This window comes from Pseudomonas sp. PLMAX (genome assembly GCF_046042685.1).
GTDB classification, from domain to species: Bacteria; Pseudomonadota; Gammaproteobacteria; order Pseudomonadales; family Pseudomonadaceae; genus Aquipseudomonas; species Aquipseudomonas putida_AE.
The window spans coordinates 341,774-357,276 of sequence record NZ_CP064949.1 but is presented as its reverse complement, the minus strand read 5'-3'; the positions used below and the strand labels follow the sequence as shown (position 1 = coordinate 357,276).

At 61.4% G+C, this 15,503-nt stretch carries 13 protein-coding genes; 5 read left to right on the top strand and 8 right to left on the bottom strand.

Features of this window, described 5'->3' with window-relative positions; genetic code table 11:
* Window positions 1-109: 109 nt before the first annotated feature.
* The 6 genes from DKB71_RS01655 to DKB71_RS01630 all read right to left on the bottom strand — a co-directional run bounded on the left by DKB71_RS01655 (window position 110) and on the right by DKB71_RS01630 (window position 6,550).
* On the bottom strand, window positions 110-1,033 hold the full coding sequence (locus DKB71_RS01655; protein WP_408599466.1) for a sigma 54-interacting transcriptional regulator: 924 nt from the start codon (window positions 1,031-1,033) through the stop codon (window positions 110-112).
* Window positions 1,034-1,089: 56 nt separating this feature from the next.
* Window positions 1,090-1,671 (bottom strand): alpha/beta hydrolase, encoded by a 582-nt coding sequence (locus DKB71_RS01650; RefSeq protein WP_408599465.1) that lies wholly within the window; start codon window positions 1,669-1,671, stop codon window positions 1,090-1,092.
* Window positions 1,672-1,935: 264 nt separating this feature from the next.
* Window positions 1,936-2,337 (bottom strand): ExbD/TolR family protein, encoded by a 402-nt coding sequence (locus DKB71_RS01645; protein ID WP_408599464.1) that lies wholly within the window; start codon window positions 2,335-2,337, stop codon window positions 1,936-1,938.
* Between the two features lies 1 nt (window position 2,338).
* Window positions 2,339-3,064 carry a MotA/TolQ/ExbB proton channel family protein gene (locus DKB71_RS01640; RefSeq protein ID WP_274075061.1) on the bottom strand — a complete coding sequence of 242 codons (726 nt, stop codon included), beginning with the start codon at window positions 3,062-3,064 and terminating at the stop codon, window positions 2,339-2,341.
* Window positions 3,065-3,108: 44 nt separating this feature from the next.
* Window positions 3,109-3,921, bottom strand: a complete 813-nt coding sequence (locus DKB71_RS01635) for an energy transducer TonB (protein WP_408599463.1) — start codon at window positions 3,919-3,921, stop codon at window positions 3,109-3,111.
* A gap of 262 nt (window positions 3,922-4,183) precedes the next feature.
* Window positions 4,184-6,550 carry a TonB-dependent receptor gene (locus DKB71_RS01630; protein WP_408599462.1) on the bottom strand — a complete coding sequence of 789 codons (2,367 nt, stop codon included), beginning with the start codon at window positions 6,548-6,550 and terminating at the stop codon, window positions 4,184-4,186.
* 165 nt (window positions 6,551-6,715) lie between these two features.
* On the opposite strand from DKB71_RS01630, the gene DKB71_RS01625 reads away from it, so the two are divergent.
* Window positions 6,716-7,660, top strand: coding sequence for a LysR family transcriptional regulator (locus DKB71_RS01625; RefSeq protein ID WP_323608071.1), 945 nt, complete (start codon window positions 6,716-6,718; stop codon window positions 7,658-7,660).
* A gap of 195 nt (window positions 7,661-7,855) precedes the next feature.
* A complete protein-coding gene (locus tag DKB71_RS01620) occupies window positions 7,856-9,472 on the top strand; it encodes an alkaline phosphatase family protein (RefSeq protein ID WP_408599461.1) in 1,617 nt (538 codons plus the stop codon).
* Between the two features lie 87 nt (window positions 9,473-9,559).
* Here the strand turns inward: DKB71_RS01620 and DKB71_RS01615 are convergent, their stop codons facing one another.
* Window positions 9,560-10,480, bottom strand: coding sequence for a TauD/TfdA dioxygenase family protein (locus DKB71_RS01615; protein ID WP_408599460.1), 921 nt, complete (start codon window positions 10,478-10,480; stop codon window positions 9,560-9,562).
* 183 nt (window positions 10,481-10,663) lie between these two features.
* On the opposite strand from DKB71_RS01615, the gene DKB71_RS01610 reads away from it, so the two are divergent.
* Window positions 10,664-11,584, top strand: a complete 921-nt coding sequence (locus tag DKB71_RS01610) for a LysR family transcriptional regulator (RefSeq protein WP_408599459.1) — start codon at window positions 10,664-10,666, stop codon at window positions 11,582-11,584.
* Between the two features lie 95 nt (window positions 11,585-11,679).
* Here DKB71_RS01610 and DKB71_RS01605 read toward each other — a convergent pair whose 3' ends face one another.
* Window positions 11,680-12,693 carry an ABC transporter substrate-binding protein gene (locus tag DKB71_RS01605; RefSeq protein WP_274075054.1) on the bottom strand — a complete coding sequence of 338 codons (1,014 nt, stop codon included), beginning with the start codon at window positions 12,691-12,693 and terminating at the stop codon, window positions 11,680-11,682.
* Window positions 12,694-13,090: 397 nt separating this feature from the next.
* Here DKB71_RS01605 and DKB71_RS01600 point away from each other — a divergent pair, with 397 nt between their 5' ends.
* Both DKB71_RS01600 and DKB71_RS01595 read left to right on the top strand, forming a co-directional pair.
* Window positions 13,091-14,689, top strand: coding sequence for an ABC transporter permease (locus DKB71_RS01600; RefSeq protein WP_408599458.1), 1,599 nt, complete (start codon window positions 13,091-13,093; stop codon window positions 14,687-14,689).
* Window positions 14,686-15,501, top strand: a complete 816-nt coding sequence (locus DKB71_RS01595) for an ABC transporter ATP-binding protein (protein ID WP_408599457.1) — start codon at window positions 14,686-14,688, stop codon at window positions 15,499-15,501. Before DKB71_RS01600 ends, DKB71_RS01595 begins: the two co-directional genes overlap by 4 nt.
* Window positions 15,502-15,503 lie beyond the last annotated feature (2 nt).

Below are 15,503 nucleotides of genomic sequence, written 5' to 3'. Positions count from 1 at the left end.
ATTTTGTTCATACAGCTCTGGCCCACACATTCAACTGTAGGAGCTGGCTTGCCAGCGATGGCGTCCGACCAGAAAAACCGCGTAAGCCCAATCGCGAGCAAGCTTGCTCCTACAGGAGGGCGGAGTGTTTCAGGAGTTGTTTCAAGGCTTCTATTTCGGCGACGGAGCCGTTGCCAAGAATCTGTCGGAGTTGCCGTTCGATTTGCGCCAAACCTTCATCAGGCAAATTCAAATGCTCCGGCAGGATCTCGTCACCGGTACTCACCAACAGCGCAAAGTGAATGACGTTTTCCAGCTCCCGGGTATTGCCCGGCCAGCTGTGTCTCTCAAGTACCGCTTGTGCGGCCTCGCTGATCAGTGGCACTGGCAGGTCCAGGCGCTGGCTGTAGATGCCGAGGAAATATTCGGCCAGGGACAGGATGTCACCCACCCGCTCGCGCAGGGCCGGCAGTTCGAGCTGGCCTTCGCTGAGATAGTGGTAGAGCCGCTCATGGAATTTTCCGGCGGCAACCGCCTGGGCCAGGTCGATGCTGGTGGCGGCGACCAGGCGCACGTCCACCGGGCTCGGTTGATGCGCACCAACGCGGGTCACTTCGTGGTTTTCCAGGGCGGCGAGCAATTTGATCTGGATCGGCAGCGGCAGGTCGCCGATTTCATCCAGATACAAAGTGCCGCCGTTCGCCGAACCGAACCAACCGGCGCGACTGCTGGCCGTGCCGCTGAAACTGCCGGCGGCATAACCGAACAATTCGGCATCGGCGTAGGTCGGGCTGATTGCCCCGCAGTTGACCGAGACGAACAATCCACCGCGATCACTGGCGCGATGGATGTGCCGCGCCAGCAATTCCTTGCCGCTGCCGGTTTCCCCACGGATCAGCACCGAGATCGAGCGCGGCGCCAGTTGCTCCAGCTCCTGGCGCAGTTGCCGCGAACGCGGATCGACGAATACCAGCGCCTTGGCGCGGATGCTCAGGGGACTTTTTTCCGCGTCGGGAAAGGTCAGCAGCGGCTGGCCGAAGGTTTCAAAACTCATGGCAGGCTCCCGCCCAAATCCGCCAAAGGACGGGGGCGTTGAAAAAGACGAAAGGGTCAGGCGCGGCGCAGGGCGTGGTGTTCCATGCGGTTTTGCAGACGATAGAGATAGGCAAAACCGTGCTCCCAACGCTGATGACCCGACTTCACATTGATGTGCCCGGCACCCGCCAGGATTCCCGCTTCCGCGCCCCAGTTACGCGCCAGTTCCACAGCCCGCGGCGCGCTGACGGCGCTGTCGTTGTCAGAGCTGACGACCTGGCTGGGGAAGGGCAGCAGGTCGGTTGGGATCGGTGCGAAATTGCGCAGGGCCGGCGCGCAGGCCGGGCGCTCGACGTCCGCCGGCGCGACCAGCAGGGCGCCACGTACCTGACGCAGAAACTGCACAGGTGCGGTTGCCGCCCAATGCGCGACGGTGATGCAGCCAAGACTGTGGGCGATCAGGATCACCGGGGTACTGTCGGCGGCAATCGCTTCGGCCAGTGCCGCCACCCAGTCTTCTCGACGCGGCGTCAGCCAGTCGGCCTGCTCCACCCGTGCGCTGTTCGGCAGGCTGTTCTGCCAGTGGCTTTGCCAATGATCTTCCGGCGATCCTTGCCAGCCCGGCACAATCAGGTAGCGAATGGATTCGTTGCGCATGGGGGAGCTCTCCTGCTGCGTGTCTGTTCCTGATCGAGTATAGGGACGGGATTTATATTCGTTAAGGAATAAGAAGATATTTATTAAGACCTATATAGAATATGAGCCGCGCTCAACTGTAGGAGCTGGCTTGCCAGCGAAGGCGACTTGCCTGACACACCGCTTTCGCTGGCAAGCCAGCTCCTACAGGGGTGATGTGTTTGACAGAAATAAAAAAAGGGCCGCACCCTGCCAAGGAGACGGCCCCGGAAAATCGAAAATCTTTCAGCGCGCGGTGATCACCGACAACTTGGTAATACCTGCCCGCTCAATGGACGCCATGGCCCGTGCCACTTCGCCGTAATTCACCCCGTCGTCGGCCTGCAATTGCACTCGAACCTCCGGGTCCTTGGCCTTGGCCGCTTGTAGATTGAATTCCAGCAAATCGGGCTGGATTTCATCCTTGTTGATAAACAGCTTGCCGGCCCCGTCGATGCTCACCACCAGCGAGTCCTTCTGCTCCACCGGCGCCACGGCTTCGGTCTTGGGCAGGTTGATCGGGATCGCGTTGGTCAGCAGCGGCGCGGTGACGATGAACACCACCAGCAGCACCAGCATCACGTCCACCAGCGGTGTCACGTTGATCTCGCTCAGCACCTCATCACTGTCTTGCGTGGAGAAGGCCATATCAGGACGCCTCCTTCACTTTCTGCGCGTTACCCGATGCCGCGCCTTTGTGCGCCGTCGGGTGGATCAACACGCGGAACGAACTCTTCTGCGCCAGGCTGTAGAAGTCGTGGGCAAAGTCGTCGAGGTCCGCCGCCGTCAGCTTCAAACGGCGCAAGAAGTAGTTGTAAACCAACACCGCCGGTACTGCGACGGCGATCCCCACACCAGTAGCCACCAAGGCTGCACCGATCGGCCCGGCCACCGTTTCCAGGCTCGCCGAGCCCGCCGCGCTGATGCCCTTCAACGCCTCCATGATTCCCCACACCGTTCCGAACAACCCAATGAACGGAGACGTACTACCAATACTCGCGACCACCGCCAACCCGGTTTCCAGGGAACGGCGCTCGCGCACGATCTGCTGACGCAAGGCCCGCTCAAGGCGATCCTGATGATTGATCGCCTGGCTCAAGTCCGCTGCGTGTGGCGCCTCGCCTACCTGGATCGCCGCGTAACCGGCCTGCGCCACCCGCGCCGCTGCGCCGGGTTGGGTTTCGGCCAATTCCGCGGCCGAATCAAGACTGGAGGCGGCCCAGAACTGCTTGTGAAACTTTCGATCCTGGGCCTTGAGGCGACCGAACTGCACACCCTTGAGCAACGCCAGGCCCCAAGTGGCGACAGAAAAAACCACCAGCAGCCAGATCACCGCGCTTTCGATGGATTCGAGTGGAGATGCCAATAACGTCATGGTGAATTCCTCATGTAAACGTTTCGCGCTAAATAGGTGTCGGTTTAATGAATCTTGAAATCTATGGGCACGCTGACCCAGCCGTCCTGGGCCACGTCACCCTGCTTGGCGGGCACGAAACTCCAGCGTTTGACGGCACTCAGGGCGGCCTCGTCGAGGGCCTCGCGGCCGCTGCTCTTCTGAATCTGTATCTCGCCGGGCTTGCCGCTGGCGAGAACATGTACTCGTAACAACACCGTGCCTTCCCAACCGCGACGCTGGGCCAGCGACGGATATTCCGGCGCCGGGTTTTTCAGGTACGCGGCGTTGGCCGAGGCAGGCGTCACAGGCGCTGGCGCGGGTGGCGCGGGCGGTGCCGGTGCTGCAACCGGAGTAGCCGGTTGTGGCGGTGCGGGCGGTTGCTCGACTGCCTTGGGCGCAGGTTTAGGTACTGGCTTGACCACGGGCTTTGGCTTGGGAATCGGTTTTGGCGCCGGTTTGGCCGCCAGCTCATCCACCACGGGGGGTGGCGGTTCGACCACCGCTGGCGGAGGTGGTGGTGGCGGCGGAGGCGGCTCAACCGCTGGCGGTGCCGGACGCGAAAACTCGATGGTCATCGGTGGAATTTCCGGCGGCACGATCGGCAATGCCTTGGTCGGCTGCTGATTGACCCAGTAAATCACCGCGCCGTGCACCAGCAATGCCAGCACACCGAGCAGGATCGCTTCGCGTCGGCTCAGGACGCCCTTGGGCGCACGCTGCAAACGCAGCTGGCCCAAAGGCACGCGGTGAACCCGCCCGAGGTCGACCAACTCACCACCTGGCGCCTGGCGCCAAAGCACCTCGTGTGCGCTGGCGGCGTTCTGGACATTGCCCATTGATTTACTCCCTGCGGTCTTTTTGCGAATTACCCGATACGACGAACCCGACGTTCCCCCGAACGACGTATCGACGGGTTAATCATTGAGTGAGACGCTTATCTCTGAAAGTAATATTTGAAGTTATAGCTAGACCTAAAACGAATATGAAAAAAGCTCGATTCGTTGCAGGCCTTGTCGCGCAAGGGCTGCGGCCAGGCGGCCGAAAACACATGCTTTTCAGGCATTGAAAATATTCCCCCAAGGCATGGTTTTCGGCGCATCAGAAGTCGTAGCGACCAGTCACACCCAAGGTCCGTGGTGTCCCGAGCAAACCTTCGTAACCGCCGTTGGCACCGGTCCAGAGGGTGGTGTAATAGGTTTTGTCGAAGGCGTTTTTCAGCCACAGCGAGACGTCCCACTGGCCCTGCTTGAAGTCGCCACGCAGGCCGGTGGACAGGTTGACCACGGCGTAGCTCGGGATCTGGCCGAAGTGCGAATCCTCCACCGTGCCCACCGCTTTGGAGCGGAACGCATAGCTGGCGGTGACGTACTCCTCGAAGCCGTTACCCAGGTTCCATTTGTATTCGCCGTTGGCGTTGCCGATCCATTTCGAAGCACCGACCACCTGGTGGCCGGTGAGATCGCAAGAGGCCGGGGCGCCTGGCGCCAGGCTGACTTCCGGCGGGCACGGCGCATCCTTGTAGGAGAGGTAGCTGACGTCGTTGTAGGAGCCGTTGATGTTCAACGTCAGGCCGCGCAACGGGATCAGCGTGCTGTCGAATTCCACGCCACGGGAGCGCACGGAACCGGCGTTGGTCAGGTATTGCACGCGGTTGACGTCGTCGTAGGCGTTGGTCTGGTAGCCGTTGACCTGGGTCCAGAAGACGTTGGCGTTGAGCTGCAGGCGACGGTCCCAGAGAGTGCTTTTGAAGCCGAGTTCGGCGTTGTTGGCGCGCTCGGTGCCGATCAGCAGCGAGTCGGCGCCGGCGACCGGGGCAGTGCCCACGGCCAGGTTGACCCCACCGGATTTCTCGCCGTGGGACAGCGTGGCGTAGCCGAGCAGGCTATCGCTGAAGTGATAGCTGAGGTTCAGCAGACCCGAGGGGCTGGAGCTGTACTGGTTCAAATCGCCGGAGTCGTATGCCCCGGCACGACCTTGTCTGACCGCCGCTGCCGCGCCAGCCACCGCCGCGCCACCCACTGGCGCATTGCGGTCGACCCAGGCGCTTTTCTCTTCGTAGGTGCCGCGCACACCAGCGGTGAATTCCAGCCGATCGCTGAGGTGCCAGGTGCCTTGGGCAAACAGGGCGAAGCTGTCGGTCTGGATGTGGCCTTTGCCGATGCTGGTGACGTTGGCCAGTGCACCCGCGGGCGTGCCATTCCAGATGTCCGCTTGCGGTCCGTTGTAGGTAAAGGATTTGTTATCCAGGTTGGAGCCGAAGTAATAGGCGCCGAGCACATAATCGAAGAATCCGCCGGTGGGCGAGGCCAGGCGAAACTCCTGGGAATACTGCTTATCCTCCACCGAAACGCCAGCGTTGTAGAAGGCGGTTACGTTCAGGCCGTCATCGTTGCGCGGAGTGAAATTCCACCAGCGGTAGGCGCTGATCGAGGTCAGGGTGAAGTCGCTCGGCAGCGTCCAGTTGGCCTCGACCGACGTGCCGCCCTGATGCACGGTGACGTGCTGGTCGTTGTTCAGGTTGACCTTGCGATGGGTGCCATCGACCAGCGTGGCGCCCGCCGCGTTGGCCCGATTCTGGTAAAGGTTGACGCCATTGATGGTCGGTCCGGTGTTGTACAACACGCGGGTGCCGGCGCTGGAATCCTCTTCGTTGTAATCACCAATCCAGCGCAGGTTGAACGACTCGTTCGGCTTGAACAGCAACTGGCCACGAAAGCCATCGCGTGAGCCGCCGTTCAGGTCGTGGCCGTCGTACTCGTTCTTGATGTCGCCATCGCTGCGGGTGCGGTAAGCGGAAAATCGACCCGCCAGTTCATCATTCAACGGCCCCGAAATCGTGCCCTTGGTCTGGAAGTAACCGTCCTCGCCCACCGAGCTTTCGATGCTGCGCTCTGGTGTGAATGACGGCGCCCGCGTGCTGATGTTGATCACGCCCGCGGTGGTGTTCTTGCCGAACAAGGTGCCTTGCGGACCGCGCAGCACCTCAAGCTGCTCGATGTCCATCAAGTCGAACACCGCCATGCCCGGCCGACCGAGGTAGACGTTGTCGATGTACAGCCCGACGCTGCCTTCCAGGCCATCGCTGGCCGGGTTGTTGCCCAGGCCACGGATCGACACGCTGGACTGGCGCGCATGCATGTAGGCGACATTGACGCTAGGGACCAGTTGCTGCAGATCCTGGATGCGATAGACCCGCTGGGTTTCCAGCACCTGGCCGCTGACCACGCTCATGGGCGTCGGTACATCCTGCGAGCTTTCTTCGCGACGGCGGGTGGTCACGGTCACGGTTTCCAGTTGAGCGCCATCGGCCTTGGCCGACGCGGCTTTCGTAGTAGCCTCTTGCGGGGTGGCAGTCTCGGCTGCGTAGCCTTGGGTCCAACTGGCGCTCCCCGCCAGCAGCAGAGCCAGGGGCAGGCGTTTGAGCCGTCGGGGGGTGAGGGGTGACGTTAGGTTCAACGGACTCATGAGGCGGCTCCTGGTCAAAAACACACAGCGACTTTTCAGCAGTGCATATTCTTTAAAGTTATTTATTTATGTTTTTACGAAGATTTACTGCATAAGAGATTGCCTTTATAAGGAGTCGACCTAATGCATATCCAATGCATTTCCCCGATATTTTTAATGTGAAAAATGCATATCGACTTGCGCCAGCTCCGCCACTTCATCGCCCTCGCCGATCAGCGCAGCTTCGTCGCGGGCGCCGTGGCGGTGAACCTGTCGCAGTCGGCGTTCAGCCGCAGCATCCAGGCGCTGGAGCACAGCGTCGGCTGTCAGTTGGTGGATCGCGGGCGCAAGGACCTGGCGCCGACCAAACAGGGTCAGGTATTGCTCGAACACGCGCGGCGGTTGGTCAGCGGCGCGCAGCAGATGGCCAACGAGATCAGCCAGTTCAACGGCCTGGAGGCCGGCGAGTTGCGCTTCGGTTGCGGCCCGGCGCCCGCGGCGGGATTGATCCCGCGGGCGATCGGCAGCTTCATCGGTCGCTACCCCAAGGCGCGGGTGCAATTCCAGGTGGATGACTGGCAAAGCCTGAGCAAGCGCCTGCTGAGTGAAGAGTTCGAATTTTTCGTCGCCGACACCCGGCAGTTCGAGGCCGACCCGGACTACCTGACCCAACGCCTGCGCCCGCGAAAATGGCATTTCTGCTGCCGCGCCGGGCACCCCCTGGCCGCTCGCGAAAGTGTCAGCGCCGCCGAATTGATGAGCTACCCAATGGCCGTGACCATCCGCCCGCCGAACCTGCGCAAAGTCATCGTCGACCTGAGCGGCCGGCCGGATTTCACACCCAATGTGGAATGCGAAAACAGCTACAGCCTGCTCGGTGTGGTGCTGCGCTCGGATGCGATTGGCATCGTCGGCGAGTATTCGGATGCGCTGCATAATGCCAAGGGTGAGTTGGTGCGCTTGAAGGTCGACGGGCTGGCCGATGACCTGGAGGAGCTGTACACCCGCTATGGGATTGTCAGTCGCGCGGGGTATCGGTTGTCACCGCTGGCGGAGGCGATGATTGCGCAGATCAAGGAGATTGATGCGCAGGATGATGAAGTGTGTTCGCTGGAGAATTTCGCTGTCTGATCTGGCCTCATCGCTGGCAAGCCAGCTCCTACAGGGGCTGGTGTACACCGATCCATTGTGGGAGCGGGCTTGCTCGCGAAGGTGTCAGCCCAGGCAAAGATGCATTCACTGCATGAAAACCATTCCCCAAACGCACTTGCCTCAACCCCGCCCCAACAGCGAAAAACCTCGCCTGTCTTTCGATCGGTGAACCCCATGCCAAACACCCCAAACCCCGTGCGCAACGTGCTGTACATCATGTGCGATCAACTGCGCCGCGATTACCTGTCGTGCTACGGCCATCCGCACTTGCACACCCCCAACATCGATCGCCTGGCCGCCGCCGGCGTGCGTTTCAGTCGTGCCTACACCCAAGGCACCATCTGCGGCCCGTCGCGGATGTCGGCCTACACCGGGCGCTATGTCAGCAGCCATCAGGTCGCCTGGAACGCCGTGCCCTTGCCGCTGGAAGAACTGACCATCGGAGACTACCTGCGGCCCCATGGCATACGTACCGCGCTGGTGGGCAAGACCCACGCCACGCCCAATCTCGATGCCTTGCAGCGGCTGGCCATCGACCCGCTCGGCGACCAGGCTTCGGTCCTGAACGAAGTCGGCTTCGAGCCATTTTTCCGTCATGACGGGATCTTCCCCGACGACCCGTTGTTCGATGACAAACGCGAATCCGCGCCCTACACCCACCATCTGCGCGACCTTGGGTTTACCGGGCGCAACCCGTGGCACGACTGGGCCAACGCGGCCGCAGGCGAACAGGGCGAAATCCTCAGCGGCTGGAAAATGCGCAACGCCCATCTGCCGGCGCGCGTACCGGAGCAGCATTCGGAGACCGTCTACACCACCGACCGCGCCCTCGACTTCATTGCCGAACAGGGCGAGCAGCCGTGGTGCCTGCACCTGTCGTACATAAAACCCCACTGGCCCTACATCGCCCCTGCGCCCTATCACGCGCTGTATGGCGCAGAACAGGTGATAGAGCCGGTGCGTGCAGCGCAGGGCGAGGCCAGTGATCACCCGGTGTACAACGCGTTTCGCCAGCACGAGGAGAGCCTGAATTTCTCCCGGGATGAAGTGCGCTTGAACGTGATCCCGACGTACATGGGCCTGATCAAGCAGGTCGATGACCAGCTCGGGCGGCTGTTCGATTTTCTCCAGAGCAGCGGTCGTTGGGACGACACCCTGATCGTATTCACCAGCGACCACGGCGATTTTCTTGGCGATCACTACCTGGGGGAAAAAGAGTTTCTGCTGGAGCCGGCGGTGGGCGTTCCGCTGATCGTGCGCGACCCGCGCCCGACGGCGGACGCCACGCGTGGTTCGGTGGACGAGCGACTGGTGGAAACCATCGATGCACTGCCTACCTTCCTCGAGGCGCTGGGCTTGCCAGGTGCCGAGCATCGCCTTGAAGGACGCTCGCTGATCCCCCTGTTGCACGGCGTGCAAACCGACTGGCGCCGCTTTGCGATCAGCGAATACGACTACGCCTTTCAGGCACCTGCCCGGGAGCGGCTGCAGCAACCCATCGACCGTTGCCGCATGACCATGGTGCGCAGCGAGCGCTGGAAATACCTGGCGTATGACGGCTTTCGATCGCAACTGTTCGACCTGCTCAATGATCCGCAGGAATTACGGGACCTGGGTGCCGACCCGGCGTATGCCTCGGTTCGGGAGGAGCATGCGGGGTATTTGTTTGAGTGGGTGCGTGGGTTGAAGCGGCGCACGACCATCAGTCATCAGGAGATTGATTTGCGTGGGCAGCGGTTTCGCTACGGTGAGCCGGAAACCGAGAAAATGGTGCAGATCGGCGTGTGGTGAAAGAGCTTCGCGAGTAAGCCCGCTCCCACACTTGATCCGTGTACGCAGGACGAATGTGGGAGCGGGCTTGCTCGCGAAGAGGCAAGATCAGACGCCCGAGATTTCAGCCCCTTTGATAGTCTGACTACGCTGCCCCGCCACCCCCACCGGCACCTCCCCCTTGAGCGTCACACGCCGCACCACGCGGTCCTGGGTGCCATAGTCATCCACCGCGTAATGCTGGGTGGAGCGGTTATCCCAGATCGCCACATCACCGACCTGCCAGCGCCAGCGCACGGTGTTTTCCTGGCGGATGACGTGGCTTTGCAACAGGCCGAACAGGTGCGCCGAATCGGCCTGGGAGTAACCCTTGATGCGCTTGACGAAATGTCCCAGCAGCAAGCTTTTCTCGCCGCTGATCGGGTGCACGCGCACCACCGGGTGCTCGGTCTCGTAGACGGTCGAAGTGAAGATCTTGCGGTAGCGCTCCAGCTTCTCCTCTGACACGTCTGGCTTGGCGCCTGCGTAGTCGTACTCGTTGCTGTGCACCGCCACGAGTTTGTCCGCCAGCTCGCGCAGCTCCGGCGCCAGTTCGTTGTAGGCCGTGGCGGTGTTGGCCCACACGGTGTCGCCACCGAAAGCCGGTGCCACCACCGAGCGCAGGATCGAGGCTTTTGGATAGGCGTCGACGAAGGTCACGTCGGTGTGCCAGGAGCTGGCGCGCTGGCCTTGGGCGCCGTCCAGTTCCAGCAGAAAACGGGTGCCGTCGCGCACCGGCACGGTTGGGTGGGCCACGGGTTCGCCGAGTAGATGGGCGAAAGCTTCCTGACTCTGATCGTCGAGGTGGGTCTGCTCGCGGAAGAAGATCACTTTGTACTGCACCAGCGCCTGCTGGATCGCTTCGACGGTGCTGGCATCCAGTTCACCGGAGAGCTTCACGCCACGAATTTCGGCACCGATCCGACCGGCCACCGGATGGATTTCAAGCGCGTGAACAGCGGGTTTTACGGCTAAAGCGGCATTGCTCATGGGTAGACCCTCGATCGGACTGCTGACGGTTGAGCGGCAGCGAAACAACGCTCTATCTATATTCTCTTTAGCTCTAATAGATATTCACATGCTTCGTTGACGGAATAAGAGCTTGCATTTAAAACCTCAACCAACCCTCGTCGCAAATGCCTTCGAGCTATTTTTAGGATGCCGGGAAAGCATATGGATCTTCGCCAGTTGCGCTACTTCATCGCCCTCAACGAACACCGCAGTTTCGTCCGTGCGGCGGACGCCATGGGCATCACTCAACCGGCGTTCAGCCGCAGCATCCAGGGGCTGGAGCAAGAGTTCGGCTGCGTGCTGGTAGACCGTGGCAACAAGGATCTGCGCCCGACACCCGAAGGCCTGGTGGTGTTGCAACATGCTCGCAGCCTGGTGCAAGGCGCGGCATTGCTCAGCGCCGAAGTGACGCAGATGACCAAGCTTGATGCCGGTGAGTTGCGCTTCGGTTGCGGACCCGCCCCGGCGGTGAAACTGGTGCCGGATGCGGTGGCGCAATTCATCAACGCACACCCGAAAGTGCGCACCTGTTTCGAAGTGGATAACTGGGAAAAACTCAGCCGCGCGCTGAGCCGCGAAGAGATCGAATTCTTCATCGCCGACATCCGCCATTTCGAAGCCGACCCGAACTTCCAGACCCAGGCCCTGACCCCCAAGCGCGGGGTGTTTTTCTGCCGTCCCGGGCATCCGCTGTTGGCCAAGGAAAGCCTGTCGACCAACGACATGTTCTACTACCCGCTGGCGACCACGCTTATCCCACCGGGCATCCGCAAACTACTGGCGAACCTCAGTGGGCGCATGGATTTTTCCCCGACCATCGAGACCGAGCATTTCCCGGCACTGGTGAAAATCGTGCTGCAGTCGAACGCGATTGGGGTGGGCACAGAGGAAGCATTCGTCGAGGACATTGCCCAGGGTTCGCTGGTGCTGTTGCACTGGCGCAATCTGCCGCAGAACATCGAAAGCATGAATGCCCGGTGCGGGATTGTCAGTCGCACAGGGTTCAGGTTGTCGCCGGCGGCGCGGGCGATGATCGAGATGCTGGTTGCCGTGGACAAGCAGGAGATCGCAGTCGCGGTTTGATGGCCTCATCGCTGGCAAGCCAGCTCCTACAAGGACGCGGCGATCCCTGCAGGAACTGGCTTGCCAGCGAAGGCGTCGGCTCTGACACCAACGATTCAGAGCTTGGCCGCAGCCAACTCAGGCGCCACCCAATCGCTCACCTTGAACGCCTTGCGAATCAGCTTCTGCTGCGAAGCCAGATCCACCGCATCCTGCAATTTACCCAGGAACACCGGATCCAGGGTCGACGGGAAAACCTCGCTCAAATTCTGGTCCTTCAAATCCTCGGTCAGAATCACCGATGGATAACTCGCCAGCCCCGACACCAACTGAATGTACGCCTCCTTGTTGCTGTCCTGGGTCAGCCATTGCACCGCTTGCTGCTGGGCCTTGAGCAATTTCGTCACCACCTCGGGATGCTCGTCGACAAACTTGCCGTTGCCCACCAATACGGCCTGAACACTGCCCGCGCCGCCAAGATCCTTGGTGTTCAACGGCAACTCGGCCAAGCCCTTGGCTTGCAACGCCGTCAAACTTGAACCACCCCACGACGCATCGATCTGTTTGGCGGCGAGTGCCGCAACCGCAGCGTTGAAATCCAGGTTGATGACTTTCAGATCCTTCTCGCTCAACCCCTGGCTGGCCAGCGCCGCATCGAACGACAACTGGCTGGCGGTGCCGCGAAAGATCGCCACGCGTTTACCCTTGAGGTCCTGCAGGGTCTTGATCCCCGAACCCGGCACCACGCCGAGGTAATGCTTGACCCCGCGCGCCGAGGCACTCAGCACCCGGGTATCCAGGCCATTGGACTTGCCGATGATCGCCGCCAGGTCGCCCAGGTACGCCAGATCGACCTGATCGTTGGCGAAGGCTTCGTTGATCACCGGGCCCGCGCCCTTGAAGAAATTCCACTGAATCTTGATGCCCTGGTCGGCAAAGGCCTTTTCGTAGATCTGTTGATCGCGCAGCACGTCCACCACGCCGCCTGCACTGTGTTGAGTGCCGGCGCTGAGGTCGGGTACGGCGATGCGGATTTCCTTGAGTTCGGCGGCCTGGGCGGTGAACGCCAGCAAGCCCGCCAGGGCCGGTACGGCGATCAGGCTGATGACGCGTTTGAAGGGAATGTTCATGGGTGCGGCTCCTGGGCGACGGCGTTGAGGAGCTGAAAGTAGGCTGAATCGTGACCTGCACTTAAATACTATAAATTCACATTTTTATATCTTTTAGGCCTAAGCGAGCGAGTACGGGGCGCCTGGAGCGGTATGCATGACCAGCATCGAAAATATTCTTCGAATGCATTGGATGCGTATTGGCTGGAGGCCTTAAATGGCCTTGCTTATCTCCCAATAGAATTGATTTGAATTTTTATAGAACAATTTTGCATACAACCTAAAACCCTGTGGGAGCGGGCTTGCTCGCGAAGGCGATGGATCAATCGATACGTCATTGCCTGACACGCCGTCTTCGCGAGCAAGCCCGTTCCCACAAAAGGCAGGCCGTATTGCAACCCGACAACGGAGGTCGTTCATGGCCCGTGTTTCCCTTCTCAGCCTGCCGCTGGCAGCGCCGCCGCTCAACGGCCGGCGGTTATGGCCAACACTGAACCAACGCCTGTTGCCTTGGCTGCTGCCCCTGAGCCTGTTCGCACTGTGGTGGCTGGCCAGCCGCAATCAGTGGATGAGTGAACAGATCCTGCCGCCGCCTTCGCTGGTCTGGAACAGCGCGCTGGAATTGTCCCACGGCGAGCTGTGGAGCCATCTGTGGATCAGCCTGCAACGTCTGTTCTGGGGGCTGCTGGCGGGGATCACGGCGGGTGCGATATTGGGCGCGGCGCTGGGTTTCAGCCGCACACTGGAACGCCTGGTGTTCCCGACATTCGCCGGGTTGGCGCAAGTCCCGACGCTGGCTTGGATTCCACTGTTCATGGTGTTTTTCGGCATCGGCGAAGTGTTGAAACTGGTGGTGCTGATCAAGGCCATCGTGGTGCCGGTGACCCTGCACACGTTGGTGGGCGTACGTGATGCACAACCCAAATTGCGGGAAGCAGCCGCAGTGCTGCGCCTGCCGCCACGGCTGTTGATCCGCCGCCTGGTGCTGCCCGCCGCCTTGCCGGCGTTCATGGCCGGTGTGCGCCTGGCACTGGCCGCTGGCTGGACCTCATTGCTCGCCGTCGAACTGCTCGCCTCCAGCGAAGGCATCGGTTACCTGATGGTCTGGGCGCGGCAGTTGTTCATGCTCGACATCGTGTTTGTGTGCATCGTGGTGATCGGCTTGATCGGCGTGGCCATGGATCGCGGCATCGGCCTGCTGGACAAAAAACTGGTGCACTGGCCGCATCCGGCAACGGCCGAAATCCGCCGTGGCCCTAAATATCAAGGTTGGCAACGCCTGCAGCCCTGGTTGCTGCCGCTGGTGTTGCTACTGCTGTGGCAACTGGCGACGAATCAGCAATGGGTGGACGCCAACATTCTGATCAGCCCGCTGACAGTGCTGGAGACCACTTGGGACGGGTTACTCGACGGCACGCTGATCAGCGGCATGGCGCTGAGCCTGGGGCGCACCCTTGGCGGTCTATTGCTCGGCGGCGGCCTCGGTTTTGCGCTGGGCTTGCTACTCGGACTTTCTCGCACCAGTGAACGAGTCCTCGGCCCAACCCTCGCAGCGCTGCGCCAGATCGCGATTTTCGCCTGGGTGCCGCTGCTCACCGCCTGGTTCGGCCTTGGGGGACTCGCCAAGTGGGTCTTCGTCGCCCTCGCCGCGTTTTTCCCGTTGTTCATCGCCACCCAACGCAGCGTCGCCAACCTCTCGCCACAACTGAACGAGGCCGCCCGAGTGCTGCGTCTGAATCTGCGGCAACGCCTCGCCCGCCTGGTTCTGCCGGGCGCAGCGCCAGGGATTTTCGCCGGCCTGAGGCTGAGCCTGATCTACGCCTGGCTGGGCACCATCGGCGCCGAATATTTCATGCCGTCCAACGGCGGCATCGGCAGCCAGATGATCGGCGCCCAACAACTGCTGCGCATGGACCTGATCATGGCCGGCATGTTGCTGGTCGGCCTCACCGGCGCCCTGCTCAACCTCATTGGCCAACGCCTCGAAACCCGTGCCACCCGCTGGAGACACGCATGAACGCACCCATCGTCAGCTTCAACCACGTAGGCAAAACCTTCGACGTCGACGGCTTTGAACTGGAGGCCATCCGCGAATTCAACCTGGACATTGCCGAGGGCGAATTCGTCGCGATTGTCGGCTCCAGCGGCTGTGGAAAATCCACGTTGCTGCGGCTGCTGGTGGGCCTCGATACGCAGTTTCGTGGGCAGATCAGCGTCGACGGCCAAGCCGTCACCGGCATCGGCGGCGAACGCGGCATCGTCTTTCAGGAGCACCGCCTGTTCCCCTGGCTGACGGTGGCCGACAACATCGGCCTGGGCCTGGTCAACGAGCCGTTGAGTGCTGAGCAAAAGCACAAGCGCATCAGCGATTTCATTGACCTGGTGGGCCTGCGCGACTTCAGCCGCGCTTATCCACACCAGCTCTCCGGCGGCATGGCGCAACGGGTGGCGATCGCTCGCGGCCTGGTGGCCAGCCCACGGATTCTGCTGCTGGACGAACCCTTCGGCGCCCTCGATGCCCTGACCCGCCAGCAGATGCAGGACGAACTGCTGGCGATCCGCGCGCGGGCAAAAATCACCACGATTCTGGTCACCCACGATGTCGAGGAAGCGATTTTCCTCGCCGACCGCGTGGTGGTGATGGAGCCGCGTCCCGGGCGCATCAAAAAAGTGGTCGACATCGCCCTGCCCCATCCGCGCCTGCGCAGCAGTTTCGACTTCCACCAGCTGCGCGAAGAGCTGCTGCACGAACTCATCAGCGACGATCACTACCAACCGCCTGTGCCGGTGCAGGTGCGTGATTTGCCACTGTCTTTCATTGCCTGCTGAAC

Bases quoted from the DNA above. Each gene is read 5' to 3' on its own strand.
- DKB71_RS01655 (WP_408599466.1), bottom strand. From the start codon at position 1,033: ATGAGTTTTGAAACCTTCGGCCAGCCGCTGCTGACCTTTCCCGACGCG.
- DKB71_RS01650 (WP_408599465.1), bottom strand. From the start codon at position 1,671: ATGCGCAACGAATCCATTCGCTACCTGATTGTGCCGGGCTGGCAAGGA.
- DKB71_RS01645 (WP_408599464.1), bottom strand. From the start codon at position 2,337: ATGGCCTTCTCCACGCAAGACAGTGATGAGGTGCTGAGCGAGATCAAC.
- DKB71_RS01640 (WP_274075061.1), bottom strand. From the start codon at position 3,064: ATGACGTTATTGGCATCTCCACTCGAATCCATCGAAAGCGCGGTGATC.
- DKB71_RS01635 (WP_408599463.1), bottom strand. From the start codon at position 3,921: ATGGGCAATGTCCAGAACGCCGCCAGCGCACACGAGGTGCTTTGGCGC.
- DKB71_RS01630 (WP_408599462.1), bottom strand. From the start codon at position 6,550: ATGAGTCCGTTGAACCTAACGTCACCCCTCACCCCCCGACGGCTCAAA.
- DKB71_RS01625 (WP_323608071.1), top strand. From the start codon at position 6,716: ATGCATATCGACTTGCGCCAGCTCCGCCACTTCATCGCCCTCGCCGAT.
- DKB71_RS01620 (WP_408599461.1), top strand. From the start codon at position 7,856: ATGCCAAACACCCCAAACCCCGTGCGCAACGTGCTGTACATCATGTGC.
- DKB71_RS01615 (WP_408599460.1), bottom strand. From the start codon at position 10,480: ATGAGCAATGCCGCTTTAGCCGTAAAACCCGCTGTTCACGCGCTTGAA.
- DKB71_RS01610 (WP_408599459.1), top strand. From the start codon at position 10,664: ATGGATCTTCGCCAGTTGCGCTACTTCATCGCCCTCAACGAACACCGC.
- DKB71_RS01605 (WP_274075054.1), bottom strand. From the start codon at position 12,693: ATGAACATTCCCTTCAAACGCGTCATCAGCCTGATCGCCGTACCGGCC.
- DKB71_RS01600 (WP_408599458.1), top strand. From the start codon at position 13,091: ATGGCCCGTGTTTCCCTTCTCAGCCTGCCGCTGGCAGCGCCGCCGCTC.
- DKB71_RS01595 (WP_408599457.1), top strand. From the start codon at position 14,686: ATGAACGCACCCATCGTCAGCTTCAACCACGTAGGCAAAACCTTCGAC.